This is a genomic window from Streptomyces sp. NPDC101110 (assembly GCF_044759525.1).
Classification (GTDB): Bacteria; Actinomycetota; Actinomycetes; order Streptomycetales; family Streptomycetaceae; genus Streptomyces.
Window position 1 is genome coordinate 13,473 of record NZ_JBIVZM010000013.1, and the last position, 23,747, is coordinate 37,219.

General features: G+C 71.2%; 25 protein-coding genes. 10 read left to right on the forward strand and 15 right to left on the reverse strand.

The window, feature by feature from the left end; translation table 11 throughout:
• Positions 1-80 precede the first annotated feature (80 nt).
• Complete coding sequence (locus ACIQU3_RS27220) at positions 81-1,004, forward strand: hypothetical protein (protein ID WP_403928152.1); 924 nt, start codon at positions 81-83, stop codon at positions 1,002-1,004.
• Between the two features lie 147 nt (positions 1,005-1,151).
• On the opposite strand, the gene ACIQU3_RS27225 is transcribed toward ACIQU3_RS27220, so the two are convergent.
• On the reverse strand, positions 1,152-1,601 hold the full coding sequence (locus ACIQU3_RS27225) for a MarR family winged helix-turn-helix transcriptional regulator (protein WP_403928156.1): 450 nt from the start codon (positions 1,599-1,601) through the stop codon (positions 1,152-1,154).
• A gap of 96 nt (positions 1,602-1,697) precedes the next feature.
• On the opposite strand from ACIQU3_RS27225, the gene ACIQU3_RS27230 reads away from it, so the two are divergent.
• Positions 1,698-2,720: an NADP-dependent oxidoreductase gene (locus tag ACIQU3_RS27230; RefSeq protein ID WP_403731594.1), complete on the forward strand. Its 1,023-nt coding sequence runs from the start codon at positions 1,698-1,700 to the stop codon at positions 2,718-2,720.
• 96 nt (positions 2,721-2,816) lie between these two features.
• Entirely contained in the window at positions 2,817-3,236 is a 420-nt protein-coding gene (locus tag ACIQU3_RS27235) for an organic hydroperoxide resistance protein (protein WP_403928158.1), read from the forward strand.
• Between the two features lie 89 nt (positions 3,237-3,325).
• Here the strand turns inward: ACIQU3_RS27235 and ACIQU3_RS27240 are convergent, their stop codons facing one another.
• The gene (locus tag ACIQU3_RS27240; protein WP_403928160.1) at positions 3,326-4,471 is read right to left on the reverse strand and encodes a serine hydrolase domain-containing protein; all 1,146 of its coding nucleotides are present in this window, start codon (positions 4,469-4,471) and stop codon (positions 3,326-3,328) included.
• A gap of 375 nt (positions 4,472-4,846) precedes the next feature.
• Between ACIQU3_RS27240 and ACIQU3_RS27245 the strand changes: the two genes are divergently transcribed.
• Positions 4,847-5,674: an EI24 domain-containing protein gene (locus ACIQU3_RS27245; RefSeq protein ID WP_403731603.1), complete on the forward strand. Its 828-nt coding sequence runs from the start codon at positions 4,847-4,849 to the stop codon at positions 5,672-5,674.
• Here ACIQU3_RS27245 and ACIQU3_RS27250 read toward each other — a convergent pair.
• The 3 genes from ACIQU3_RS27250 to ACIQU3_RS27260 form a co-directional block, all read right to left on the reverse strand.
• Positions 5,625-6,857 carry a pyroglutamyl peptidase gene (locus ACIQU3_RS27250; protein ID WP_403928163.1) on the reverse strand — a complete coding sequence of 411 codons (1,233 nt, stop codon included), beginning with the start codon at positions 6,855-6,857 and terminating at the stop codon, positions 5,625-5,627. The two genes, ACIQU3_RS27245 and ACIQU3_RS27250, sit on opposite strands and share 50 nt — an antisense overlap.
• Positions 6,858-7,146: 289 nt before the next feature.
• The gene (locus ACIQU3_RS27255; protein ID WP_403928165.1) at positions 7,147-8,118 is read right to left on the reverse strand and encodes an aldose epimerase family protein; all 972 of its coding nucleotides are present in this window, start codon (positions 8,116-8,118) and stop codon (positions 7,147-7,149) included.
• A gap of 10 nt (positions 8,119-8,128) precedes the next feature.
• Positions 8,129-9,022, reverse strand: coding sequence for an SGNH/GDSL hydrolase family protein (locus ACIQU3_RS27260; RefSeq protein ID WP_403731612.1), 894 nt, complete (start codon positions 9,020-9,022; stop codon positions 8,129-8,131).
• 259 nt (positions 9,023-9,281) lie between these two features.
• Here ACIQU3_RS27260 and ACIQU3_RS27265 point away from each other — a divergent pair, with 259 nt between their 5' ends.
• Positions 9,282-9,776 (forward strand): DUF3145 domain-containing protein, encoded by a 495-nt coding sequence (locus tag ACIQU3_RS27265; RefSeq protein ID WP_403731615.1) that lies wholly within the window; start codon positions 9,282-9,284, stop codon positions 9,774-9,776.
• Between the two features lie 145 nt (positions 9,777-9,921).
• On the opposite strand, the gene fabF is transcribed toward ACIQU3_RS27265, so the two are convergent.
• The 5 genes from fabF to fasR all read right to left on the reverse strand — a co-directional run bounded on the left by fabF (position 9,922) and on the right by fasR (position 14,862).
• Positions 9,922-11,193, reverse strand: coding sequence for a beta-ketoacyl-ACP synthase II (gene fabF, locus ACIQU3_RS27270; RefSeq protein WP_403731617.1), 1,272 nt, complete (start codon positions 11,191-11,193; stop codon positions 9,922-9,924).
• An 87-nt stretch (positions 11,194-11,280) separates the two neighbouring features.
• The gene (locus ACIQU3_RS27275; protein ID WP_003989952.1) at positions 11,281-11,529 is read right to left on the reverse strand and encodes an acyl carrier protein; all 249 of its coding nucleotides are present in this window, start codon (positions 11,527-11,529) and stop codon (positions 11,281-11,283) included.
• A gap of 81 nt (positions 11,530-11,610) precedes the next feature.
• Positions 11,611-12,612 carry a ketoacyl-ACP synthase III gene (locus ACIQU3_RS27280; protein WP_403731621.1) on the reverse strand — a complete coding sequence of 334 codons (1,002 nt, stop codon included), beginning with the start codon at positions 12,610-12,612 and terminating at the stop codon, positions 11,611-11,613.
• 25 nt (positions 12,613-12,637) lie between these two features.
• Positions 12,638-13,567, reverse strand: a complete 930-nt coding sequence (locus ACIQU3_RS27285) for an ACP S-malonyltransferase (RefSeq protein ID WP_403928168.1) — start codon at positions 13,565-13,567, stop codon at positions 12,638-12,640.
• Between the two features lie 89 nt (positions 13,568-13,656).
• Positions 13,657-14,862 carry a fatty acid biosynthesis transcriptional regulator FasR gene (fasR, locus tag ACIQU3_RS27290; protein ID WP_403731627.1) on the reverse strand — a complete coding sequence of 402 codons (1,206 nt, stop codon included), beginning with the start codon at positions 14,860-14,862 and terminating at the stop codon, positions 13,657-13,659.
• A 61-nt stretch (positions 14,863-14,923) separates the two neighbouring features.
• Here fasR and ACIQU3_RS27295 point away from each other — a divergent pair, with 61 nt between their 5' ends.
• Positions 14,924-15,574, forward strand: a complete 651-nt coding sequence (locus tag ACIQU3_RS27295; RefSeq protein WP_403731630.1) for a pirin family protein — start codon at positions 14,924-14,926, stop codon at positions 15,572-15,574.
• Positions 15,575-15,633: 59 nt separating this feature from the next.
• Here ACIQU3_RS27295 and ACIQU3_RS27300 read toward each other — a convergent pair whose 3' ends face one another.
• Positions 15,634-16,449, reverse strand: a complete 816-nt coding sequence (locus ACIQU3_RS27300; protein ID WP_403928170.1) for a serine hydrolase domain-containing protein — start codon at positions 16,447-16,449, stop codon at positions 15,634-15,636.
• 18 nt (positions 16,450-16,467) lie between these two features.
• Positions 16,468-16,938 (reverse strand): GNAT family N-acetyltransferase, encoded by a 471-nt coding sequence (locus tag ACIQU3_RS27305; protein ID WP_403731636.1) that lies wholly within the window; start codon positions 16,936-16,938, stop codon positions 16,468-16,470.
• A 98-nt stretch (positions 16,939-17,036) separates the two neighbouring features.
• Between ACIQU3_RS27305 and ACIQU3_RS27310 the strand changes: the two genes are divergently transcribed.
• Positions 17,037-17,501: a MerR family transcriptional regulator gene (locus ACIQU3_RS27310; RefSeq protein WP_403731639.1), complete on the forward strand. Its 465-nt coding sequence runs from the start codon at positions 17,037-17,039 to the stop codon at positions 17,499-17,501.
• On the forward strand, positions 17,498-18,514 hold the full coding sequence (locus ACIQU3_RS27315) for an aldo/keto reductase (RefSeq protein ID WP_403731644.1): 1,017 nt from the start codon (positions 17,498-17,500) through the stop codon (positions 18,512-18,514). The genes ACIQU3_RS27310 and ACIQU3_RS27315 overlap by 4 nt, the downstream gene beginning before the upstream one ends.
• 80 nt (positions 18,515-18,594) lie before the next feature.
• Here ACIQU3_RS27315 and ACIQU3_RS27320 read toward each other — a convergent pair whose 3' ends face one another.
• From ACIQU3_RS27320 to ACIQU3_RS27330, 3 genes are all read right to left on the reverse strand, one after another.
• Entirely contained in the window at positions 18,595-19,443 is an 849-nt protein-coding gene (locus ACIQU3_RS27320; RefSeq protein WP_403731647.1) for a DUF4429 domain-containing protein, read from the reverse strand.
• 76 nt (positions 19,444-19,519) lie between these two features.
• On the reverse strand, positions 19,520-20,728 hold the full coding sequence (locus ACIQU3_RS27325; RefSeq protein WP_403928172.1) for an alpha/beta hydrolase: 1,209 nt from the start codon (positions 20,726-20,728) through the stop codon (positions 19,520-19,522).
• 73 nt (positions 20,729-20,801) lie between these two features.
• Positions 20,802-21,434: a TetR family transcriptional regulator gene (locus ACIQU3_RS27330; protein WP_403731653.1), complete on the reverse strand. Its 633-nt coding sequence runs from the start codon at positions 21,432-21,434 to the stop codon at positions 20,802-20,804.
• 115 nt (positions 21,435-21,549) lie between these two features.
• Between ACIQU3_RS27330 and ACIQU3_RS27335 the strand changes: the two genes are divergently transcribed.
• Both ACIQU3_RS27335 and ACIQU3_RS27340 read left to right on the forward strand, forming a co-directional pair.
• Positions 21,550-23,169 carry an MFS transporter gene (locus ACIQU3_RS27335; protein WP_403928175.1) on the forward strand — a complete coding sequence of 540 codons (1,620 nt, stop codon included), beginning with the start codon at positions 21,550-21,552 and terminating at the stop codon, positions 23,167-23,169.
• 235 nt (positions 23,170-23,404) lie between these two features.
• Positions 23,405-23,713: a small hydrophobic protein gene (locus tag ACIQU3_RS27340; protein WP_403731658.1), complete on the forward strand. Its 309-nt coding sequence runs from the start codon at positions 23,405-23,407 to the stop codon at positions 23,711-23,713.
• The last annotated feature ends 34 nt before the right edge of the window (positions 23,714-23,747 follow it).

Sequence of the window (23,747 nt, forward strand, 5' to 3'; positions counted from 1 at the left end):
ACCCGAGGGCCGTGTCCCTACAGAACCTTCACAGCGGGCTCTAGGAACGTGACCGGCGCGGAACTTAATCTTCCGGCGTCATGGACTACTGCGACCCGTGCCGACGGCACCTCAACGGCGCCCTCGCCTGCCCGGGGTGCGGCACCCCCGCCCCGTCGCTGCACCGGAGCGCTCCGGTGTACGCCGGGTACGACGCCGGCGCGCCGGGGCACATCGCCGGGGAACCGGCGAGGCCGCCGGGCTCGTACGAGTCGCACACCCCCGGCACCGGACACGCCCACGACGACGCGCTCGGCGAGGGCGACTACGCGTACGACGACTACGCGTACGGCGACTACGCGTACGGCGAAGACCGTGACGCGCGTAGCGACAGCGATGAGGGCGACGCGTACGGCGATGACGACGGCCAGGGCGACGGCGAGCGCGTGGGGCGTGCGGCCCGGCGGCGCGGGCGCGGGCCCGGTCCGTCCGCCGACGGCCCGGGCGGATCGAGCCGACGGGACCGCAAGGCCGCGGCCCACCGGCGCCGTCGGCGCCGGACCCTGTTCGTGGCCGCCGGGTTCGTGCTGGCGGCCGGGGGTCTGAGCCTCGCGGAACTCGGCATGGACGCCCCCAGTTCGACGCCCGGGCCGGCGGCGGCCGGGGGTGAGTCGGCCGACGGGGACGCCGCACCGGAGGCCGGTGAGCCGGGTCGCGGCGCGGACGGGAAGGGAACCGGGTCCGAGGGCCCGTCAGGCTCCGCTTCACCGACGGCGTCTGACTCGCCGTCCGCTTCCACATCCCCGAAGGGCGAGAAGTCGGCGTCCCCGGACGGCGGCGAACCGTCGAAGGACCCCGGGGCGGCGGTGGGAGGCGCCCCCACCGGCCCGGCGCCCTCTCCCACGGCCGCCCCGCCGACCTCCGGCCCGGGCCCCGAGCCGACCTCGGACCCGACCACCCGCGCCCCGGAACCGGAGCCTTCCGCTTCCGAAGCGTGCAAGCGCTTCCTGTGGTGGTGCGCCTAGGGTGGTGGTGCACCTGGGGTCTGTCGTTCGGGTCGGCTCGGCCGAGAGTGACTGCGCCGCTCGGCAGACCCGAGCCCCGCGGCGCCGGCATGATCCGAACGACAGGGCCCTAAGGGGCTCTGACGTGTTCCCCGGCGGCGTTCCGTCTCAGCCCAGCATGCGCCGCAGGGTGTCCCGCAACGCCACTCGCTCCTCCTCGGAGAGCCCGGCCAGGGGCTCCCGGGCGAACCGCAGCGTCTCCCGCAGGCTCCGGGCCACCTCGCGCCCCTCCGCCGTCGCGGCCGCCACCTTCACCCGGCGGTCGGCCGGAGCCGGCTGCCGCTCGACCAGGCCCCGGGCCTCCAGCCGGTCCACGATCCCCGTGACGTTCGACGGCTCGCACTTCAACTGCTGGGCCAGCCTCCGCATCGGCAGCGGTTCGAGGCACAGCAGGCTGAGCAGCCGCGCCTGCGCGCCGGTGAGGGAGTGCTCAGCCGCCGCCGACTCGTAGTCCTCGTGGAACCGCGCCACGACCTCCCCGATCAGCTCGACGACCTCGAGGGTCAGCGGATCCGGTCGTCCGGTCATGTCCTGGGGTGCCGATGTGGTGGAGGCCATGCCTTCGAGGGTACCCGGTTATTTGACAACCTGAAATTTTCAGGAGCATGGTTGTTTCAGGTACTGAAACATCGAGTCAGTGAGGTAAGGCGCACCATGACCGACACCACCGCCCTCCCCGCCGTCAGCCGCGAGTGGCACCTGGCGAGCCGTCCCGTCGGCTGGCCGAAGCCCGAGGACTTCGCCTTCGTCGAGGTGGACGTACCGCAGCCGGGTGAGGGACAGGTCCTCGTCCGGAACAAGTACCTCTCCGTGGACCCCTACATGCGCGGCCGCATGAGCGACGCGAAGTCCTACGTCGCCCCCTTCGAGATCGGCAAGGTCATGCAGGGCGGCGCCGTCGGCGAGGTCGTGGCGTCGAACGCCGAGGGGCTGTCCGTCGGGGACCATGTGCTGCACTTCCTCGGATGGCGCGAGTACGCGGTCGTCGGCGCGAAGAACGCCGTCAAGGTGGACCCGGACGCCGCGCCGCTGTCGACGTACCTCGGTGTGCTGGGCATGACCGGCCTCACCGCCTACGCGGGTCTGCTGCGCACCGCCGCCTTCAAGGAGGGCGACACGGTCTTCGTGTCCGGCGCCGCCGGTGCCGTGGGCGGCCAGGTCGGGCAGATCGCCCGGCTGAAGGGCGCCTCGCGGGTCATCGGCTCCGCCGGTTCGGACGAGAAGGTGAAGCTCCTCAAGGAGGAGTACGGCTTCGACGCCGCCTTCAACTACAAGCACGGGCCCGTCGCCGAGCAGCTGCGCGCCGCCGCCCCCGACGGCATCGACGTCTACTTCGACAACGTCGGCGGTGACCACCTGGAGGCGGCCATCGGCTCGCTCAACCAGGGCGGCCGGATCGCCGTCTGCGGCATGATCTCGGTCTACAACAACACCGAGCCCGCCCCCGGCCCGAAGAACCTGGCCCGCCTGATCGCGACGCGCGGCCGCATCGAGGGTTTCCTGGTCGGCGACCACTACGACCTGCAGCCGCAGTTCGTGCAGGAAGTCGCCCCCTGGGTCGCCTCCGGCGAGCTGAAGTACCGCGAGACCGTCGTCGAGGGCATCGAGAACAACCTGGAGGCGTTCCTGGGCGTTCTGCGCGGCGACAACACCGGAAAGATGATCGTCAAGCTTTGACACCTTCCGGCGAGATTCCGACATGCGGTAACTTGTTTCCGAATCCGTCCCGGCCCGGGCGCGAGCCGCGGCGGACTACCTGAGGAACACAACCGCATGCCGATCCAGCAGTCCGACGTCCTGTACACCGCCGTCGCCACCGCCGAGAACGGGCGCGACGGCCGGGTCGCCACCGACGACGGCAGGCTCGACGTCGTCGTCAACCCGCCGAAGGAGATGGGCGGGAGCGGCGCCGGCACCAACCCCGAGCAGCTGTTCGCCGCCGGGTACAGCGCCTGCTTCCAGGGGGCTCTCGGCGTAGTGGCCCGTCAGGAGGGGGCCGACCTCTCCGGATCGACCGTCACCGCGAAGGTCGGCCTCGGCAAGAACGGGGACGGCTTCGGGATCATCGTCGAGATCTCGGCGGACATCCCGAAGGTGGACCGGGGGACCGCCCGGACCCTGGTCGAAAAGGCCCACGAGGTCTGCCCGTACTCGAAGGCGACCCGTGGCGACATCACCGTGACGCTGGTCTGACCACGCTCGTTGCGTACGCGGAGGCCGCACCCTTGGACGTGGGGTGCGGCCTCCGCCCGGGCCCAGCGGCCGCTGCCCCGTGCTGCCGCCTACAGAGCCAGCACCGCCGCGTGCACCGACCGGGCCAGCCGGTCGTTCTCCGGGGCCGCACCGCCCGGGAACGCGAACCGGCGGCGTGTGTAGCCGTAGGCGAGGCCGCTCCACGGGTCCGCGAAGGCCTGGGAGCCGCCCGCGCCGCTGTGCCCGATCGTCCCGGCGCCGAGGAACGGGTGCCACGTGTCAGCCGTCGTCTGGAAGCCGAGCCCGAACGACTTGTGGGTCCGGGCCACCAGGTCGTAGCCCGCCGAGTGGAACTGCCCGAACTCCGCCACGGTGTCCGGCTTCAGCAGCGCGGGCTGTTCGCCCATCCCGCTGATCGCCGCCGCGTACATCCCCGCCAGGCCCCGCGCGGACGCCACCCCGCCCACCGACGCCGGGCCCTTCGCCCGGATCAGCGGCATGTTGGGGAGGGCGGCGAGGTCGGTCGGCTCCGCCGCGTTGCCGTTGAACGCGATCGAGGCCAGCGAATGGGGACCCGTGGGTGCCGCGTCGAGGACGGCCCGCTGCTCGGGGGTCGGGTCCATCGGCCGGGTGCTGCGAAAGCGCGGCTCCTCGGCCGCGGGCAGGCCCAGATGGAAGTCCAGCCCGTACGGGGTCCTGATCCGCTCCTGGTAGACCTCCTGGAGCGGACGGCCGGTCGCCCGGCGCACGACCTCTCCGACCAGGGCGCCGGCGACCAGCGCGTGGTATCCGAAGGCCGTGCCGGGGCGCCAGAACGGCCGCTGGTCGGCGAGACGCTCGGCGAGCTGGCGGTCGTCGGCCAGCTCCGCGAGGGTGAAGCCGGTGTCCGTACCGACCACCCCCGCCCGGTGCGCCAGCAGGTCCCGCAGCGTCAGGGCGCCCTTGCCCTCGGCCGCGAACTCCGGCCAGTAGTACGTCACCTTGCGGTCCAGTTCGAGCGTGCCGTCCTGGACGAGCAGAGCCACGACCAGGTAGGCGGCGCCCTTCGTGGACGAGAACACACCGTAGAGGGCGTCGGCGTCGGTCCCCGCCCACAGGTCGACGACCTTCCGGCCGCGGACATGGGCGCACAGCTGCCCCTCGTAGTCGGCCCGCTCCCCGGCGACGAACGCGGTGAACTCCTCGCGAACCGCCTCGAAGCCGTCCGCCACACTGCCGTGGATCTCCTGCGTCATCCGCTCTCCTTGCCTGAAGCGCTGTGTGCCACTGTGATCATTTCCCTTGCCACCTGCGGCGATTCCCCCTCGGGACGGTGCCGCAGGAGCGGTCCGACGCCGCATCGGCGAGAGCGCCGGTGCCGGGGAGGGCGGCGATCGGCAACGGTCTCGCAGGAACGGTTCTCGTGGTGCGCACGCCTACCTCCTCCTGGGGCTTCCTGAGATCGGTACGGCGAGGTGTACCGGTTCGACTCAACGGCGACAAGAGCGCTCGGCCGCCCCCGTGTCCCGGACGCCCCGCCCCGGCGCGTCCGGCCTGACCTGCGCGACCTGTGACAGCGGCGTGACCGGAGCGCGTCAAGCACGCGACACGGGCCCGGATAGGGTTTCCCCATGCGCGATCTAGGGACGGGTTTCCGGTACCTCCTGAAGGGCCAGCGGTGGGTGGCCGGGCACGGCAGGAGCTTCGGCTTCGGGCTGCTCCCGGGGCTGATCACCCTCGTCCTGTACGCGGCGGCGCTCGTCTCGCTGGCGCTGTGGGGCGAGGACGCCGTCACCTGGGCCACGCCCTTCGCCGACGACTGGTCCAGCCCGTGGCTCGCCCTCTTCCGCGGCTTCCTGACCGCCGTGCTGTTCGCCCTCGCCCTGCTCCTCGCCGTGGTGACCTTCACCGCGGTGACCCTGCTGATCGGGCAGCCCTTCTACGAGAACCTCTCGGAGCGGGTCGACCGGGACGTCTCCCCGGACGGCCACGCCCCCGAGTCGGGGCTGCCGCTCTGGCGCGAACTGTGGATCTCCGCCCGGGACAGCCTCCGGATCGTGGTGCGGGCCGCCCTGTGGGGCGTGCTGCTGTTCGCGTGCGGCTTCATCCCGGTGGTCGGGCAGACGGCCGTCCCGGTGATCGGGTTCTTCGTCACCGGGTTCTTCCTCACCGAGGAACTGACCGCCGTCGCCCTCCAGCGCCGCAGGGTCGAACTGCGCACCCGCCTCACCCTGCTGCGCTCCCGCAAGACCCTCGTCTGGGGCTTCGGCACGCCGCTCGCCGTGGCGTTCCTGGTGCCGTTCGTCGCGGTGTTCCTGATGCCGGGCGCGGTGGCGGGCGCCACCCTCATGGCACGTGACCTGCTGGGCGAGGACATCCGCGAAGGCGGCGAGGGCGACGACCAGGCCGCTACGACGCTTCCGCCGCCACCCGCAGAATGGCCCTCACCTGGGCGATGATGTCCAGCCGGTTGCGCACGAACTCCGGGTCGGTGACCTCGCCGGTGTTCCCGGCGCCGAACTGCAGCACCGGCGTGTGCACATGCCCGCCGGGCAGCGTGTCGTGCAGCCCCAGCCGGTCGCGCAGCAGCGTCGCCCGGTAGGCGATCTCGTTGGAGAGGTAGTCCCCGCCGCCGCCCGCGCGTGCGGTGGAACCGGGCGTCGGCCCGTCGGGGCGGACGACGGGCTGGGAACCGCCGGCCGGGATCTCGGTGACCGCGGTGTTGTCGTACACCGGGAAGCGGCCGGTGCCCGCGGCGACGATCGCCGCGTGGGGCAGCGTGGTCGTCGTCCACTGCGGCTGTGACGCCGGGTCGGAGACCGGCACGGTCTCGGTGCGGCCGATGTTGTCGTTGTCCCCGAAGCCGCCCCGCCAGGCCCCGTTGGTCCGCTCGATGTCGAACCGTCCGACCCGGCCCTGGCTCACCGTCGTGAACAGGTCGGTCTGCGGCAGGTGCGGCCGCAGGGTCCGCTCCACCGTGCCCCCAGTGAAGTCCCCCCAGCGCACCGGGAACACCACCGTCTCGACCCGGGCCGGGCCGTCCGCCGTGTCGAGCACCGTGCCGTCGAGGGCCAGCGCGGTGGCGCCGGACGGGTTGGAGATACGGATGTCCCGGTCCAGGGTGAACGGGTCGAAGCCGGTGAGCAGGATCCGCTTCAGGCCCGTGCCGTGCGGATACCGGAGTGAGTCCTGACCGCGCGAGGTGCGCTCCAGCTCGTCCAGCAGCGCGGCCCGCTGCCGGTCCGTCAGGCCGAAACGCGGCTCCCAGGTGCGCACTTCGCGTGTCATGCCGAGCCGCGCCCAGTACAGCGGCCGGTCGTCGTCCCGGCTCAGGTCGCCGCCGGCCGGGCCGCGCCCCTGCGCCCGGTCGACCGCGAGCCGCCACAGCCCCGAACCCTCCCCTGCCACCGCCCGGCGAGCCTCCCCGTAGGAGCGGGCCGAGTCGAGGGACCGGGCCAACCGGGGTGCCAGGGCGTCGAATCCGGAGCGGCGCAGGATCTCCTGGGGCGCGGCCCGGTCGAGCCGCTGCTCCTCGACGGTGGGGGAGGGGGCGGCCGGGGCGGCGCTCGCGGCCGTGGGGGTGGCGAAGCCGGTCAGCAGGGCGAGACCGAGCATGCCGAGGCGAACGCGTATGCGTGTCAAGGGGGTTCAGGCCTTCCGTCGTGGCGGGGTCGGTGCCGGACGGCCGCAGTATCGCGTGACGGGTGGAGGCCACGCCATGGGTGGGTCTCAGCCGAGGACCGCCGCCGCCTCTCCCGCACCGCGTCAGACCGTTTGTGAAGGGTTCGTACGAGATCCAGGCCGGACGCTCGATCACGGACCGCGGGGCCACGGCGGCGATTAACGTCTGATCCGGGACACGTTCCCCACCAGGCAGCCCCGGTCCGGGACCTGACCTCCGGACCGGGGCTCGTGGTCTGCCACGGGCGGCTCAGCGGGTGCCGAACCCGTACACCGTCTCCGAGCGGAACACCTCACCCGGCCGCAGCACGGTCGTCGGGAAGTCCGGCCGGTTCGGCGAGTCGGGGAAGTGCTGGGTCTCCAGCGCGATGCCGTCACCGGGCGCGAAGGGCTCGCCCAGGTGGTCGGCGGTGTACAGCTGGAGTCCGGGCTCGGTGGTCGCCACCGTCAGCACCCGCCCGGACGCCGGGTCGTGCAGCTCGGCGACCTCGACCGCGGTGTCCGTCACCCCCTTGTCGAGCACGAAGTTGTGGTCGTATCCGGAGCCGGTCTTGCGTGCCTCGCGGAAGTCGAACCGCGTACCGCTCACCCCTTCGGGGCCGCCGGTGGGAATCAGATCCGCGTCGACCGGTGTGTACCGGGAGGCGGCCAGCCGCAGCTCGTGGCCGCCCGCGTCACCGGAACCGGCCAGGTTGAAGTAGCTGTGGTTCGTCAGGTTCACCACGGTCGGCGCGTCCGTCACCGCCTCGTACGCGATGCGCAGCGACCCGCTCACGTCGAGCGTGTACGTCGCCGTGACCTCCAGGCGCCCGGGGAATCCCTCCTCGCCGTGGGGACTGATCCGGGTCAGCCGGACCCCGTGCTCCACGGGCTCCGCCTCCCACGCCCGCTTGTCGAAGCCCCGCGGGCCACCGTGCAACGAGTTCGCCCCGTTGTTCGGTTCCAGCGCGTACGTCCGCCCGTCCAGGGTGAACCGGGCACCGGCGATCCGGTTGGCGTACCTCCCGACCAGGGCACCCAGGTACGGCTCCGGGTGGGCCAGGTACCCGTCGAGATCCGGGAACCCCAGCACGACGTCACCGGACCGGCCCTCCCGGTCCGGCACCTCCACGGACTGCACGATCCCGCCGTACGACAGGACCCGCACCCGCACGCCCGCCCGCTCCAGGGTCCAGCGGCGCACCGGGGTCCCGTCGGAAAGTGTTCCGAAGAGTTCGTTCATGTGCGGAACTCTAGGTCAGGGGGCCTTTCGCGGTGACGGTGCGGTACGCGATCTCCGCCAAGCGGGCCTGCCCGTTCACACTGGGGTGGAAGTAGTCCCAGCGGCTCAACTGGGCGGTGCCGAAGCGGTAGTCGTACACCGCGCCCCCGTCGTAGCGGCAGCGCTCGTCTTCGGCGCAGACCTCTTTGAGGACCGTGTTGTAGGCCTCCACCCGCTCCTGCACCGTGTCCCGCCGCAGGGTCGCCGCCGAGTCCAGGGCGTCCGCGTCACCGAGCATCGACGGGCAGATGCCCAGCTTCCACACCTGCTTGCCCAAGGGGCTGGTGCGGCCCTGCGACCACAGCCGCTTCAGGTTCGGCACGCTCGCCACGAACACCTGCGCCTTCGGCAGGGCCTTGCGCAGGGAACGCAGGGAGTCCTCGAAATCGGCGCGGAAGGCGGAGACCGGAGTCATCGCCGAGGGCGTGGACCGGCAGGCGTCGTTGGCCCCCACCATCACCGTCACCAACTGGGGCTCGCGCCGCACCGCCCGGGCCACCTGCCCGGGCAGGTCGGCCATCCGCGCCCCGGTCACGGCGTAGTTCCAGCTCCGCTCGGCGGCCCCGGTCCTGCCCAGCAGCCGCACCGCGAGCGAGTCGACCTCGGGGCTGGCGCCGGTCGCCCAGGACGCCTCCGGGCAGTCCGACAGCACGTCACAGGCGTCGAACCCGCGCGTGATCGAGTCACCGACGGCCGCGACGGACGCGGGGCTGCGGTCCCACAGGGGAGTGGGCTTCGGCGACGGCTTCGCGCTCTGCGACGGCGCGGCGGAATCGCCCCCCACGGCATCACACCCGGCGACACCCAGCACGGCCGCCGCGACCACGGCCAGAACGCCCCGTGTGCGCCGGCCCCGCTTCCGCATCCCTGGTCCATCCCCTCGCCACGCCGTGCCTGTCTCCCCAACCCATAACAACGCACGAGGGTTCCCGACCGATCAGGTGCAACGGCTCACACCCGTACAAGCGTCCCCCTGGGTGAATGGCGGGCGTTTCCCGGCACCTGGACCGACCGTACGTCACACTCCTTGCGCCACCGCACGGTAGCCTCGCCATCAACGTGACCCGCCCGGTCACAGCCGTTCCGCCCGTTTGCACCATGTCCCACTCTGCCCGGAGGTTCCGGTGACGACACGTGGAGTTCTGTACGTGCACTCCGCGCCGCGCGCGCTGTGCCCGCACGTCGAGTGGGCCGTCGCCGGGGTGCTCGGCACACGCGTCAGCCTGGACTGGATCCGCCAGCCGGCCGCCCCGGGCACCTGGCGCTCGGAATTCTCCTGGCAGGCCCAGGCGGGTACGGCGTCCAAACTGGCCTCGGCGCTGCGCGGCTGGCACCTGCTGCGCTTCGAGGTCACCGCGGAACCCTGCCCCACCGCCGAGGGCGAGCGCTACAGCTGCACCCCCGACCTCGGCATCTACCACGCCGTCACCGGCATCCACGGCGACATCCTCATCCCCGAGGACCGGCTCAGGGCGGCCCTCCAGCGCAGCCGCCAGGGGGAGACGGACCTGGAAGCCGACCTCGACAAGCTGCTCGGCAAGCCCTGGGACGACGAACTGGAACCCTTCCGCTACGCCGGCGAAGGCGCCCCGGTCCGCTGGTTGCACCAGGTGGTCTAGAGAGACCAGGGCGGCAACGCCCTTCTTTCAGGGGCGCGGGGAACTGCACGATCAACCCGCACGGACCCGCACGCGGCACACAACGTCACAGAAACGGCGATGGCCCGAACCCCATCAGGGAGTTCGGGCCGTACAACGCTCAGGATCAAACCGTCCGGAACGCCAGCACCACGTTGTGCCCACCGAACCCGAACGAGTCGTTCAGCGCGGCGATACGCCCCTCGACGGGCAGCTTCCGAGCCTCCCCCCGGACGACGTCGGCATTCGCCTCGGCCTCCGGGTCGAGGTTCTCCACGTTGATCGTCGGCGGCGCCACCCGGTGGTACAGCGCGAGCACGGTCGCCACCGTCTCCACACCACCCGCACCACCCAGCAGATGCCCGGTCATCGACTTCGTCGCGGACACCGCGAAGTGGTCGGCGTCGTCGCCGAACACCTTCCGCAGCGCCTTCAGCTCGGCGATGTCCCCGGCCGGCGTCGACGTCGCGTGCGCGTTGACGTGCACGATCTCCGCCGGGTCCAGGTCGTTGCGGTCCAGCAGGTTCTGCAGGGCGTGCGAGATGCCCCGCCCCTCCGGCTCCGGCTGCACGATGTCGTGCGCGTCGGCGGAGACACCCTGCCCGACCGCCTCGGCGTACACCCGGGCCCCGCGCCTCGCGGCGTGCTCGGCGGACTCCAGGACGACGACACCGGCGCCCTCACCGAGGACGAAGCCGTCCCGGGCGGTGTCGTAGGGACGCGACGCGCCCTGCGGGTCGTCGTTGTTCTTGGACATCGCCATCATGTTGCCGAACGCGGCGATGGGCAGCGGGTGGATCGCCGCCTCCGTGCCACCCGCGACGACGACGTCGGCGCGGCCGGTGCGGATCATCTCGATGGCGTAGCCGATGGCCTCGGCGCCGGAGGCGCAGGCTGAGACCGGCGTGTGCACGCCCGCCCGGGCGCCCACGGCCAGACCCACGTTGGCCGAGGGGCTGTTGGGCATCAGCATGGGCACGGTGTGCGGGGAGACGCGGCGGACGCCCTTCTCCTTCAGCACGTCGTACTGGTCGAGCAGCGTCGTCACGCCGCCGATGCCGGAGGCGATGACCGCGCCCAGCCGGTCGGGGTCGATGTTCGGGTCCTCGCCGGCCTTCGCTTCGAAACCGGCGTCCGCCCAGGCCTCCTTGGCCGCGATCAGCGCGAACTGCGCCGAGCGGTCCAGTCGGCGGGCCTGCGGCCGCGGGATGACCTCGGCCGGCTCCACGGCGACCGGGGCCGCGATCTTGACGGCCTGGTCGGCCGCCCAGTCCTGCTCCAGGGGCTTGACACCGGACTTGCCGGCGATCAGGCCCTCCCAGGTAGAGGCTGCGTCGCCACCCAGCGGTGTGGTTGCGCCGATACCGGTGACGACCACGGTGCGATTGGTCGAGTTCACGGGAATTCTTTCTCCAACGGAATCGAGGATTAAGCGGCGCCACCGCCGGGTGGCGGGGCAGTCAGCCCGGAGGGCCGGATCGGCTGCTCAGCCCTGGTGCTTGAGGATGTAGTCGGTCGCGTCACCGACGGTCTTGAGGTTCTTGACGTCCTCGTCGGGGATCTTGACGTCGAAGCGCTCTTCGGCGGCGACGACGACCTCGACCATGGACAGCGAGTCGACGTCCAGGTCGTCGGTGAAGGACTTGTCCAGCTGGACGTCCTCAACCGGGATGCCGGCGATCTCGTTCACGATCTCGGCGAGACCGGCGACGATCTCTTCCTGAGTGGCGGCCATGTTGGCGCTCCTTCGTAGATATCCAGAGGGTGTGGCGGGTATTTCCTCGCGCACCGGATCGCATGATCCGGCACGGAGTGCCTAGGGGAGGGTAACGACAGTCGCGGCGTAGACGAGACCCGCCCCGAAGCCGATGACGAGCGCGGTGTCGCCGCTCTTCGCCTCGCCGGTCGCCAGGAGCCGCTCCATGGCGAGCGGGATCGAGGCGGCCGAGGTGTTGCCGGTGGTGCGTACGTCACGTGCGACCGTGACGGACTCCGGCAGCTTGAGTGTCTTCACCATCGAGTCGATGATCCGCTCGTTGGCCTGGTGCGGAATGAAGACGTCCAGGTCGTCCGCGGTGATGCCGGCGGCGTCCAGCGCCTCCTTGGCGACCTTCGCCATCTCGAACACGGCCCAGCGGAACACCGCCTGGCCCTCCTGCGTGATGGCGGGGAACTTGGCGACCTCGCCGGAACGGTAGTCCGTCCACGGCACGGTCTGCTTGATCGTCTCGGACTTGTCGCCCTCGGAGCCCCAGACGGTGGGGCCGATGGCGGGCTCGTCGGCCGGGCCCACGACGACCGCGCCGGCGCCGTCGCCGAACAGGAAGGCCGTCGCACGGTCCTCCAGGTCGGTCAGGTCGCTCAGCCGCTCCACGCCGATCACCAGGACGTACTGCGCCGAGCCCTCGACGATCATGCCCTTGGCGAGGGTCAGGCCGTAGCCGAAGCCCGCGCAGCCGGCCGAGATGTCGAAGGCGGCGGCCTTGGCGGTGCCGAGCTTGTCGGCGATCTCGGTGGCGACGGCCGGGGTCTGCTTGAAGTGCGAGACGGTCGAGACGATCACGCCGCCGATCTGCTCGGCGGAGATCCCGGCGTCGGCGATCGCCTTGCCGGACGCCTCGATCGACATCGCGGCGACCGTCTCGTCGTCGTTCGCCCAGTGCCGGGTCTCGATGCCGGAGCGCGAACGGATCCACTCGTCGGACGAGTCGATCGTCTCGAGGATCACCTCGTTCGGCACGACCCGGGTCGGGCGGTAGCCGCCGACGCCGAGGATGCGTGCGTACGGGGCGCCCTTGCTGGGCTTGATCTTCGCCATGCGGTCGGCTCCTTGGGGGCGGCGGTCAGGCGTGCTCGGCGATGAGCTCGCGAGCCGCGTCGAGGTCGGCGGGGGACTTCAGGGCCAGCGTCTTCACCCCGGGCAGGGCCCGCTTGGCGAGACCGGTGAGGGTACCGCCGGGGCACAGCTCGATCAGGGCCGTGACACCGAGCTCCTTGAAGGTCTCCATGCACAGGTCCCAGCGGACCGGGTTGGCGACCTGGCCGACCAGGCGCTCCAGCACCTCGGCGCCGCCGGCGACGGTCCCGCCGTCCTTGTTCGAAACGTAGCGGACCTTCGGGTCGCCGGGCGCCAGGGCCATGGCGGCCTCGGCCAGCGTGTCGACGGCCGGTGCCATGTGGTGCGTGTGGAACGCGCCCGCGACCTTCAGCGCGACGACCTTGCGCACGCCCTCGGGCTTGTCCGCCTCCAGCGCGGCCAGCTGCTCCTTGGTGCCGGCCGCGACGATCTGGCCCGCGCCGTTGATGTTCGCCGGGGTCAGGCCCAGCTTCTCCAGGTGTGGGACGGTGACGGCGGGGTCGCCGCCCAGCAGCGCCGCCATGCCCGTCTCCGTGACCGCGGCGGCCTCGGCCATGGCGAGCCCGCGGGTGCGGACCAGGCGGAGGGCCTCCTCGTGCGGGAGCACCCCGGCGAGCGACGCGGCGGTGATCTCACCGACGCTGTGACCGGCGATCGCGCCGACCTTCTGCGGCAGTTCGGCCTGGTCGCCGAACAGCAGGTTCGCGGACGCGAGTCCGGCCGCCACCAGCAGCGGCTGCGCCACCGCGGTGTCGCGGATCTCCTCCGCGTCGGCCTCGGTGCCGTAACGGATCAGGTCGATCCCCGCGGCGTCGGACCAGGCCTCGAGGGCACCGCGAACACCGGGGAGGTCGAGCCATTCAGTCAGGAAGCCGGGCGTCTGAGCGCCCTGGCCGGGAGCGACGAGTACGAGCACTCTCACACTCTCTCTTGGGGACGGGCACAACCGCCCGTGGGGACAGGGACGAAGAACACGGAGGGGTTTTGTCGAGCTTCGACAAAACCCTAGGGCTGAGGATCTCCATCGACCAGACGCCCCAGGATCAGCGCGATCCGCAGGGTGAACGCAGAGCGTACATCGGAGGGTGACCATCCGGTGACGTCAGTCACACGTCGAAGCCGGTAGCGGACGGTGTTGGGGTGAACGAACAGCATCCGGGCGGCCCCCTCGAGGCTGCTCGCCTGTTCGAGGTAGACGCTCAGGGTCTCCAGGAGCGCGGCCCCGGCCTCCTCCAGCGGTCTGTAGATCTCCTCCACCAACTGCTCTCGGGCCGAGGGGTCGCCGGCCATGGCCCGCTCCGGGAGCAGATCGTCGGCCAGGACCGGACGCGGGGCGTCCTGCCAGGCGGAACACGCCTTCAGCCCGGCCGCGGCGGCCTGCGCCGACCGGGTCGCGGCCAGCAGGTCCGGCACCACCGGGCCCGCGACGACCGGCCCGGCGGCGAACGGGCCGATGAGCGACTTGGCCACGGCCAGCGGGTTGTCGCTGCCGCCGGCGATGACCACCAGGCGGTCGCCGAGCACCCCGGTGAGCACCTGGAGCTTGGCGTGCCGGGCGGCCCTGCGGATCGCCTCCACGGTCAGTTCCGAGTCGCCGTCGGGCGCCGTGCCGAGGACCACGCACACGTGCTCGGGCGAGTTCCAGCCGAGCGCGGCGGCCCGGGAGACGGCACCCTCGTCGGCCTCGCCGCTGAGCACGGCGTTCACCACCAGGGACTCCAGCCGGGCGTCCCAGGCGCCGCGTGCCTCGGCGGCCTGCGCGTACACCTGGGCCGTGGCGAAGGCGATCTCCCGGGCGTAGACGAGCAGTGCCTCGCGCAGCACCCGCTCGTCGCCGGGGGCCGCGACCTCGTCGATCGCGCTCTCCATGACCTCGATGGTGGTGCGCACCATCTCCACGGTCTGGCGCAGGGTGATCGCCCGGGTCAGTTCGCGCGGCGCGGTGCCGAACACGTCGGTGGAGATGGCCTGCGGGGCGTCCGGATGCCGGAACCACTCGGTGAACGCGGCGATACCCGCCTGTGCGACCAGACCGATCCAGGAACGGTTCTCCGGGGGCATGGCCCGGTACCAGGGCAGCGTCTCGTCCATCCGCGCGATGGCCTGCGCGGCGAGCGATCCGGACGACTTCTCCAGTCGCTTCAGCGTCGCGGCATGCTGATGGACGTCGTGGGCTGCGGCTTCGTTCTTGCTGGTTTCGGGTTCGGGCACGGGACAAGACTGCCTTATCCGGACGGGCGGGTGGGTCGCCGGGTCTACGGTGGAGCGCGTGATGGACATTCGGCGCGCGGGCGAGCGCTACCGGGGCGGCGACCCTTCGGCCGGAATCGAGTCGTGGCACGCCTTCTCCTTCGGGTCCCACTACGACCCGGACAACCTCCGCTTCGGTGCCGTGCTCGCGTGCAATGAGGAGCGGCTGGCGCCCGGGGCCGGCTTCGACGAGCATCCGCACAGCCACACCGAGATCGTGACCTGGGTGGTGGAGGGCGAGCTGACCCACCGGGACTCCGCGGGGCACGAGTCGGTCGTACGCCACGGCGACGTGCAGCGGCTCAGCTCGGCGGGCGGGGTGCGGCACGTGGAACGCAACGACGGCCCCGGGCCCCTGACCTTCGTCCAGATGTGGCTGGCCCCGCTCGACCCCGGCGGCGACCCGTCCTACGAGGTCGTCCACGGCATCGCCGACGCCACGCCCTACGCCGTCCCCGAGGCCGGAGCGATACTGCACGTGCGCCGCCTGGGGCCCGGGGAACGGACGGCGGTGCCCGACGGGGCGTACGCGTACGTCCATCTCGTCCGCGGCGAGGTCCGGCTGGACGGCGAGGAACTCCGCCCCGGTGACGCGGCCCGGATCACGGACGCCAAGGGCCTGGAGGCCGAGGGCGTGACGGAGGCGGAGCTGCTCATCTGGGAGATGGGCTAGGTCGTGCCGGGTGTCGCGCGGGGTGGGACTTCGCGGACACGACCTGGGTGGCAGGCGTTCTACAGTTCTGCCAGGACCGCGTCCGTGAACGTAGGCCACGCCTCGATCGCCCACGGCCCGAACGCCCGGTCCGTCAGCGCCACGCAGGCCGCTCCCGCGTCCGGGTCGATCCACAGGAACGTACCCGACTGACCGAAATGCCCGAAGGTGCGGGGTGAGGACGAGGAACCCGTCCAGTGCGGCGACTTGGAGTCGCGGATCTCGAAACCCAGCCCCCAGTCGTTCGGGTTCTGGCGCCCGTACCCCGGCAGGACGCCCTTGGTGCCCGGGTAGTGCACACTCATCGCCTCGGCGACCGTACGCGGATCCAGCAGCCGCGGCGCCTGCACCTCGGCCGCGAACCGCAGCAGGTCCTCCACCGTCGACACGCCGTCCTTGGCCGGCGAGCCCTCCAGGGCCGTCGAGGTCATGCCCAGCGGCTCCAGCACGGCCTGCCGCAGGTACTCGGCGAACGGGATGTCGGTGACCTTCGCGACATGGTCGCCGAGCTGCTCGAAGCCGGCGTTGGAGTACAGCCGCCGCTCCCCGGGCGGGGCCGTCACCCTGTGCTCGTCGAAGGCGAGGCCCGAGGTGTGCGCGAGCAGGTGCCGGACCGTCGACCCGGCGGGACCCGCCGGCTCGTCGAACTCGATCGCCCCCTCCTCGTACGCGACCAGCACCGCGTAGGCGGCCAGCGGCTTGGTCACCGACGCGAGCGGGAAGCGCTGCCCGGCCGGTCCGTGGCGGCCGAGGACGGTGCCGTCGGCTCGTACGACTCCCGCGGCGGCGGTGGGAACCGGCCAGTTCTCGATCAAGGCGAGGCTCTTCAGCGACATGCGTTCGAGCCTATGCGCTCAGAGCGCGAGCTCCAGCAAAGGGTCGGGCTTGGGGCGGAAACCGAGGGAGATGTACAGCGGCTCGGCCTCCGGCGAGGCGGTGAGCTGCACGCGCCGGGCGCCGCGCTCGCGGAACCACCCCAGCAGCGTGGTCATGCAGGCCCGGGCGTACCCCCGGCGCCGGGCGTCCGGGTCGGTGGCGACGCTGAACACGAAACCCACCATGCCCTGCGGGTCGGACGCCCTGCCGATGCGGTAGTCGATCGTCCCGGCCACCAGGCAGGCCAACGCCCCCGGCCGCTCCGGGTGGTCGACGACGAACGCCGTGAAGTCCCCGTCCGTCTGGCCCAGTTTGGCCCTCAGCGCGGGCAGCGACTCCCCGTGCCAGGCGAGGGAGGAGTCGGAGGCGAACAGTGAGTCGATCATGACCTGGCGCAGCCGCAGAACTTCCTCGGCGTCCTCGGGCAGGGCGCGACGTACAGCACTCATGGGTCCGTACGCTAACCAGCCGGATCAGGAGACGTCCTGCCGATTTCTTACCGTCGTCGCTTGCTTGGAGTGCACTCCAAGGTTCTAGCGTGGGGGCCATGACGGTGATGGAGACCACGGCGACCGGGACCGACACCTGTGCCGGCACGCCGCAGCAGAACCGGCGCCCGGACGGCCAGGACCGCTACACGATCAGCGAGGTCGTCGCCCTGACCGGCCTGACGGCTCATACCCTGCGCTGGTACGAGCGCATCGGCCTGATGCCGCACATCGACCGCTCCCACACCGGTCAGCGCCGCTACACCAACCGCGACCTCGACTGGCTCGACCTGGTCGGCAAACTCCGCCTGACGGGCATGCCGGTCGCGGACATGGTCCGGTACGCGGAACTGGTGCGCGAGGGCGACCACACCTATGTCGAGCGCTTCGAGCTGCTGAAGACGACCCGCGAGGACGTCCTGGCCCGGATCGACGAACTCCGCGGCACGCTCGCCGTGCTCGACCGGAAGATCAGTTTCTACGCGGACGCCGGGCGTGCCCTGGCGTCGGAGAGGTCCCGATGACGGACGGCAGGATCACGACGGCGAAGCTCGGCGACCACGGTCCCGAGGTGAGCGTCCAGGGCCTGGGCTGCATGGGCATGAGCTTCGGCTACGGCCCCGCGGACGCGGACGCGTCCCGGGCCACCCTGGAGCGGGCGCTCGAACTGGGCGTCACCCTCTACGACACGGCCGACGCGTACGGCGCCGGCGAGAACGAGCGGTTCCTTTCGCCCTTCTTCAAGGCCCACCGCGACGAGATCGTCATCGCCACCAAGTTCGCCCTGTCGATCCCCCCGGACGACCCCACACGCAGGATCGTCCGCAACGACCCGCCCTACATCCGCCAGGCCGTCGAGGCGAGCCTGAAGCGTCTGGACGTCGATGCCATCGACCTCTACTACATGCACCGGCGCGATGTGAACGTGCCGATCGAGGAGAGCGTCGGCACCATGGCCGACCTGGTCCGCGAGGGCAAGGTCAAGCACCTCGGCCTGAGCGAGGTCACGGCCGGGGAACTGCGGGCCGCCCACGCCGTCCACCCCATCGCCGCCGTGCAGTCGGAGTGGTCGTTGTTCAGCCGGGACATCGAGGCGCACGTCGTTCCGGCGGCCCGTGAGCTGGGCGTGGCCCTCGTCGCGTACTCGCCGCTCGGCCGGGGCTTCCTCACCGGCTCCTTCACCGATGCCGACCAGGACCTGACCGCCGGTGACTTCCGCCGCCAGCAGCCCCGCTTCACGGGCGACAACGCCACGGCGAACGCGAACCTGCTGGAGCTGATCCGCGCGGTGGCCGAGGCGCACGGCGCGACCCTGGGTCAGATCGCCCTGGCCTGGGCCCAGCAGCAGGCGACGGTCCACGACCTCCCGGTCATCCCGATCCCCGGCACCCGCAAGCCCACCAGGGTGGAGGAGAACACGGCGGCGACCGGGATCGTCCTGACCGACGAGGAACTGGACCTCCTGGACGGCATAGCGGCCCAGGTGGCGGGCACACGGTACGCGGACATGGCGTTCACGTCGGCAGGCAGGGAGTAGGGGAGTGCCTCAGGGGCGCGGGGAACTGGCGAACAGCCACGCACGACCCGCGCCCGTCCACTCGCCGAACCCGGCAGACGCTAAAGCTCAGAGAGCAACTCGGCCTTTTTGACCGAAAACTCCTCATCCGTCACCAACCCGGCCTGATGCAACTCGCCCAGGTGACGAATCCGGTCGGCGATGTCCGCGGGATCCCGGCGCGGACCGCCGGCCGGTACGGCCGGCACCGGACTGGACGTGCGCACCGCCGCCAGCACCGCCGCCGCGAACGGCAGCGACTCGTGCACGGGGCCGTACCCCAGCCCGAACACCACCGCTGCGGGATCCTGATCGGCCTGGGCCGTCGCCACCCCCGCATCTCTGTGCAAAAGCCGCAAATGCCCCTCGAAGACCTCGGGCGACCGCCACTCCACCCCGTTCAGCTCGCCGACGGAGAAGCTCTGGTCGCCCGCCTTCCACTTCGCCGACGACGCCCCCGTCCAGAACCACCGGAAGTTCACGGTGCGTCCGTCGAACGTCGCCTTCCCGTCGTACGCCTTGAACGACAGCGGCCCCTCGGGCGGCTTCACCAGGAACCGGTCCACCGGCCCGGACTCCGTCAGCAGCGTCCGCAGTTCGTCGGCGTAGTACTCCGCGAGGACCTCGCGGTCGGCGGGCAGCACCAGCCGGTAGGGGTCGCCGCTCTCCTTCAGCTGTCCGGCGGCCGCCTCCATCAACGGGTCCGCTCCGGGGCGTGGCTCGATGCGCAGCACGACCGTGCCGCGTTTCCCGCGGGTCAGTGTCACCCCGGCCATCGCCTCCAGGGGCACACGACGTTCCCCGAGGGCCTGGAAGAGCTTGGGTGTTCGAATCCCCCGTTCGTAACGGATGAGCACGGAGTCGGACTCGAACTCCCATACGGCATGCAATCCGGCCAGTACGTCACCCATGCGGCTCATCGTATGCGGCACGCGCCCCTCCGTCCCCCTTCCGAGCAGACCGCGATTTCTTCGGTCTCTACGCGCGTCAGGCCGCCGCCGTGCCGGACAAACCGGTACGGCAGACGCCGTCTTCGTGCGCGCAGTGCACCGAGCGGTATGCGCCGACGCCGATCTCTGCGAAATTGAACAGACTTGCCGTTCCGGGCTCGAAGTAGCCCGCGTGACCCTTCGCGCCCGCTGCCGACAGCACTCGCGCCCCGAACCCGGCGGACACCGGATCCGCTCCGTGGCCCAGTCCGCCGACCTCCAGGTAGGGCACGTCCTGGATCCAGTCGTCGGAGTCCCGCATCGCCCACACCCGGGCGCCCGTCTGCAGCTGGGCCGCCTTCTCGACCCGCATGCCGGGGCTGCCCGCGACCGCGATGTCGGACACCCGGCCCGGCAGCGCGTGTGCGGCGACCCCGCACACCACGGAACCGTAGCTGTGGCAGAACAGCGAGACGGGCGAGCCGCCCGGCAAGGCGCGCACCAGCGCGTCGAGCCGCACGGCGCCCTCCTCGGCACGCATCGCCGTGGCCGAGTCGATGCCGAGTCCGCTGGGCGCCGTGTAATCGGCCCAGGCGATGACGGCCGTGCGGGTCGAGGGGCTCACCTGCCGCTCGGCCGCGTACAGCGACTCGGCCATGCCGACGGGCGCGGAGTACTTGCGCTGGGTGCGCTGGAAGGTGAGCAGGTCGGTGTCGACACCGGGGACGACGACCGAGACCCGCTCCGCTCTGCGCAGGTTGCCGAAGACCTCCGCCACCCGGCCCGAGCCCTCCGGGTCGAAGGCCAGGATGTGCCGGCCCGGCTCCATGAGGTCCTCGAAGCGGTGCATCCTGCGGCCCGCCTCGTGCTGCCCGGCCGGGGTGAGGCGCTCGTCGTGCATGCGCTCCCGCTCGACCTTGCGCGCCTTGGCGAGGGCGAGGTGGTTGGCGCGGTAGCGCAGCTCGACCGGCGCGCCGTTCATGTTGCCCACCGCGAGCGGGTACTTGCGGACCAGGGTCGAACGGTCCTGCTCGGTGAGCGAGGAGAAGAAGCGGGCCAGCTTCGTCGGCTCGGACTGCGGGTCCGGCAGCCGGTGCCCGCCGATCCGGCCGTGCTCCCAGGCGGAGAGCGAGGCTTGGAGCGGCGTGGCGCCCCGCTGGTTGCGCAGGGCCGTCCAGCCGGTGGTCGCCAGCATCACGAACACGACGGCCAGAGCGAGCAGTGCGCGCCAGACGTTCGGTTGCGGGGAGGTGTCGAAGGAAGTCACTGAAAGGACACACTAGGAGAACGAGAGGGTCTCGCGTTAACCAAGTGACCGGGATCACGTTTCGGTGGATCTGTTAAGGGGACTGCTCCGCACGCCAGTTCCCGGCCAGTGCGGGGCCCACCTGATCCAGGTATGCGGTGGTGAGTTCACGCATTCCGTCGAGGGTGACGTCGTCCCCCGCGGACCACAAGCGTTCGGTGACGCGAATCACCCCGCCGAAGAGGGCGACGACGATCCTCGGCCGGGGGTCCAGGTCCACGTCGAGTCCCTCGCGCTCGGCGATGATGCACGCGAGCTGCTCCTCCAGCTCCGCCGAGCGCCGCAGATGGGCGGCGAGCAGCGCGGGCGTGGACTCGATCACCCGGTAGACGCGCATGTGGAGCTCGATCGGCACGAGCTCGGCCACGGCCTCGTTGATCGCGTCCCAGCTCTCCAGCACGGCCCGGCGCAGCGCCTCCAGCGGCGCCTCGCCCGGAGGGCGGGTGCGCAGGGCCTCGACGACGAGCGTCTCCGCGAGGCGCGGCACGAAGAACGCGGTCTCCTCCTTGCCGGCGAAGTAGCGGAAGAAGGTGCGCTGCGAGACGTCCACGGCGGCGGCGATGTCGTCGACGGTCGTCTCCTCGTACCCGCGCGTGGCGAAGAGCTCCAGCGCGGCCCGCAGCAGTGCGTCCCGGGTGCGCCGTTTCTTGCGCTCGCGCAGGTTCACGTCATGCCTCTCTTTCGAAGTGTTCCCGCAGTTCAGGCTATACGGGGATGTCGTGTCAGTTACCGACTAGTGAATTGGTTTGTCAATTGTCAGTGGCTGTCATTAGCCTCGCGGTATGACTAGTCAGACCACCATCGACAAGACGGGGTCGGGGGGCGCGGGACCGGCGGGCCCGTCGGACGCGACGCCGGGCAAGGGGCTGCGAGGGCACCCCTGGCTCACCCTCATCACCGTCGCTGTGGGGGTCATGATGGTGGCCCTCGACGGCACCATCGTGGCCATCGCCAACCCGGCGATAGGCAAGGACCTCGGCGCCTCCTGGTCGGATCTCCAGTGGATCACCAACGCCTACTTCCTCGCCCTCGCCGTCTCCCTCATCACCGCCGGCAAGCTGGGTGACCGTTTCGGCCACCGGCAGACCTTCCTCATCGGTGTGGCGGGCTTCGCCGCTTCCTCGTGCGCCATCGGGCTGTCCCAGGGCATCACGGCGGTCATCGTCTTCCGTGTCTTCCAGGGCCTGTTCGGGGCGCTGCTGATGCCGGCCGCGCTCGGACTGCTGCGGGCCACGTTCCCGGCCGAGAAGCTGAACATGGCCATCGGCATCTGGGGCATGGTCATCGGCGCGTCCACCGCGGGCGGTCCGATCCTCGGCGGTGTGCTCGTCGAGCACGTCAACTGGCAGTCGGTGTTCTTCATCAACGTGCCGGTCGGTGTCCTCGCCGTCGTCCTCGGCGTGCTGATCCTGCTCGACCACCGCGCCGAGAACGCCCCGCGCTCCTTCGACCTGCTGGGCATCGCCCTGCTGTCCGGCGCGATGTTCTGCCTCGTCTGGGCATTGATCAAGGCACCCGAGTGGGGCTGGGGCGACCTCAAGACCTGGGCGTTCATCATCGCTTCACTCGTCGGCTTCGGGCTCTTCGCCGTCTGGGAGACGAAGGTGAAGGAGCCGCTGATCCCGCTGGCGCTGTTCCGCTCCGTGCCGCTGTCGGCGGGAGTCGTCCTCATGGTCCTGATGGCCATCGCCTTCATGGGCGGCCTGTTCTTCGTGACGTTCTACCTCCAGAACGTGCACGGGATGAGCCCGATCGACGCCGGTCTGCACCTGCTGCCGCTCACCGGCATGATGATCGTCGGCTCCCCGCTCGCCGGTGTGATGATCACCAAGCTCGGCCCGCGGATCCCGCTGGCGGGCGGCATGGCGTTCACCGCGATCGCCATGTACGGCATGTCCACCCTGGACGCGCACACGGGCAGTGGCGTCATGTCCGTCTGGTTCGCCCTGCTCGGCCTCGGCCTCGCACCGGTCATGGTCGGCGCCACCGAAGTCATCGTCGGCAACGCCCCGATGGAGCTCTCGGGCGTCGCGGGTGGTCTCCAGCAGGCCGCCATGCAGGTCGGCGGCAGTCTCGGTACGGCCGTGCTGGGCGCGGTCATGGCGTCCAAGGTCGACAGCGAGTTCGCCGGCAACTGGGCCGATGCCGGGCTGCCGCCGCTCACTCCGGCCCAGTCCGAACAGGCCACGCTGGCCGTCCAGCAGGGCGCCGCCCCGGTCCCCCCGGGCACGCCCGAGCAGATCGCCGCGAAGATCACCGAAGTGGCGCACACCACGTTCATCGACGGTATGAGCCTCGCCTCCCTGACCGCCGCGGGTGTTGCGGCCGTGGCCGTGTTCGTCGCGTTCCTCACCAAGCGAGGCGAGAACGCCGAAGCCGGTGCGGGCGCGGCGCACATCTGACGCTCTCCGGCGGCTCGTTCGCTCATCGGAGTGAACAAAACCGTTGAACTCTCCCCTCCGGCCCGCACCGCAGGTCACAGTGGGTCAAGTCCTCCGCAGGGCATGGAGGACGGACGCTGCGGCGCGCTGCCGGAGGGGGGTGGCGCGCAGGCAGCGGGATGAACGCGCGCCGACGGGGTACCCGCCATGTCATACCCGAAGAGAACCCCAACCGATCGAGGGTTTACGGGAGTTGATGATGGCGAGCTTCGGACACGGTACGCGCAGGCACCCCCGCTCACGTGGCCGGACGTGGTCACGGGCCGGGACGGATCGCGCGACGCTCGGACTCATCGGAGTCATCTGCGCCGTAGCAGGCTTCTTCGTGCTGGGGATCGTCCTCGGTCCCGCCGCGATGGTCTGCGGCTGGCTCGCCATGGGCCGCACCTGGTCGGGGTCCCGCCCCACTACGGCCGTGATCGCCCTGGTCCTGGGCGCCATCGACACGCTCCTGGCCGTCATCTGGCTGTCCGGAGCGGCCACACCGGGCGTGGGCATGTTCTGACCCGGGTGAAGCATGTGGGAAGAGCCCCCGGCCG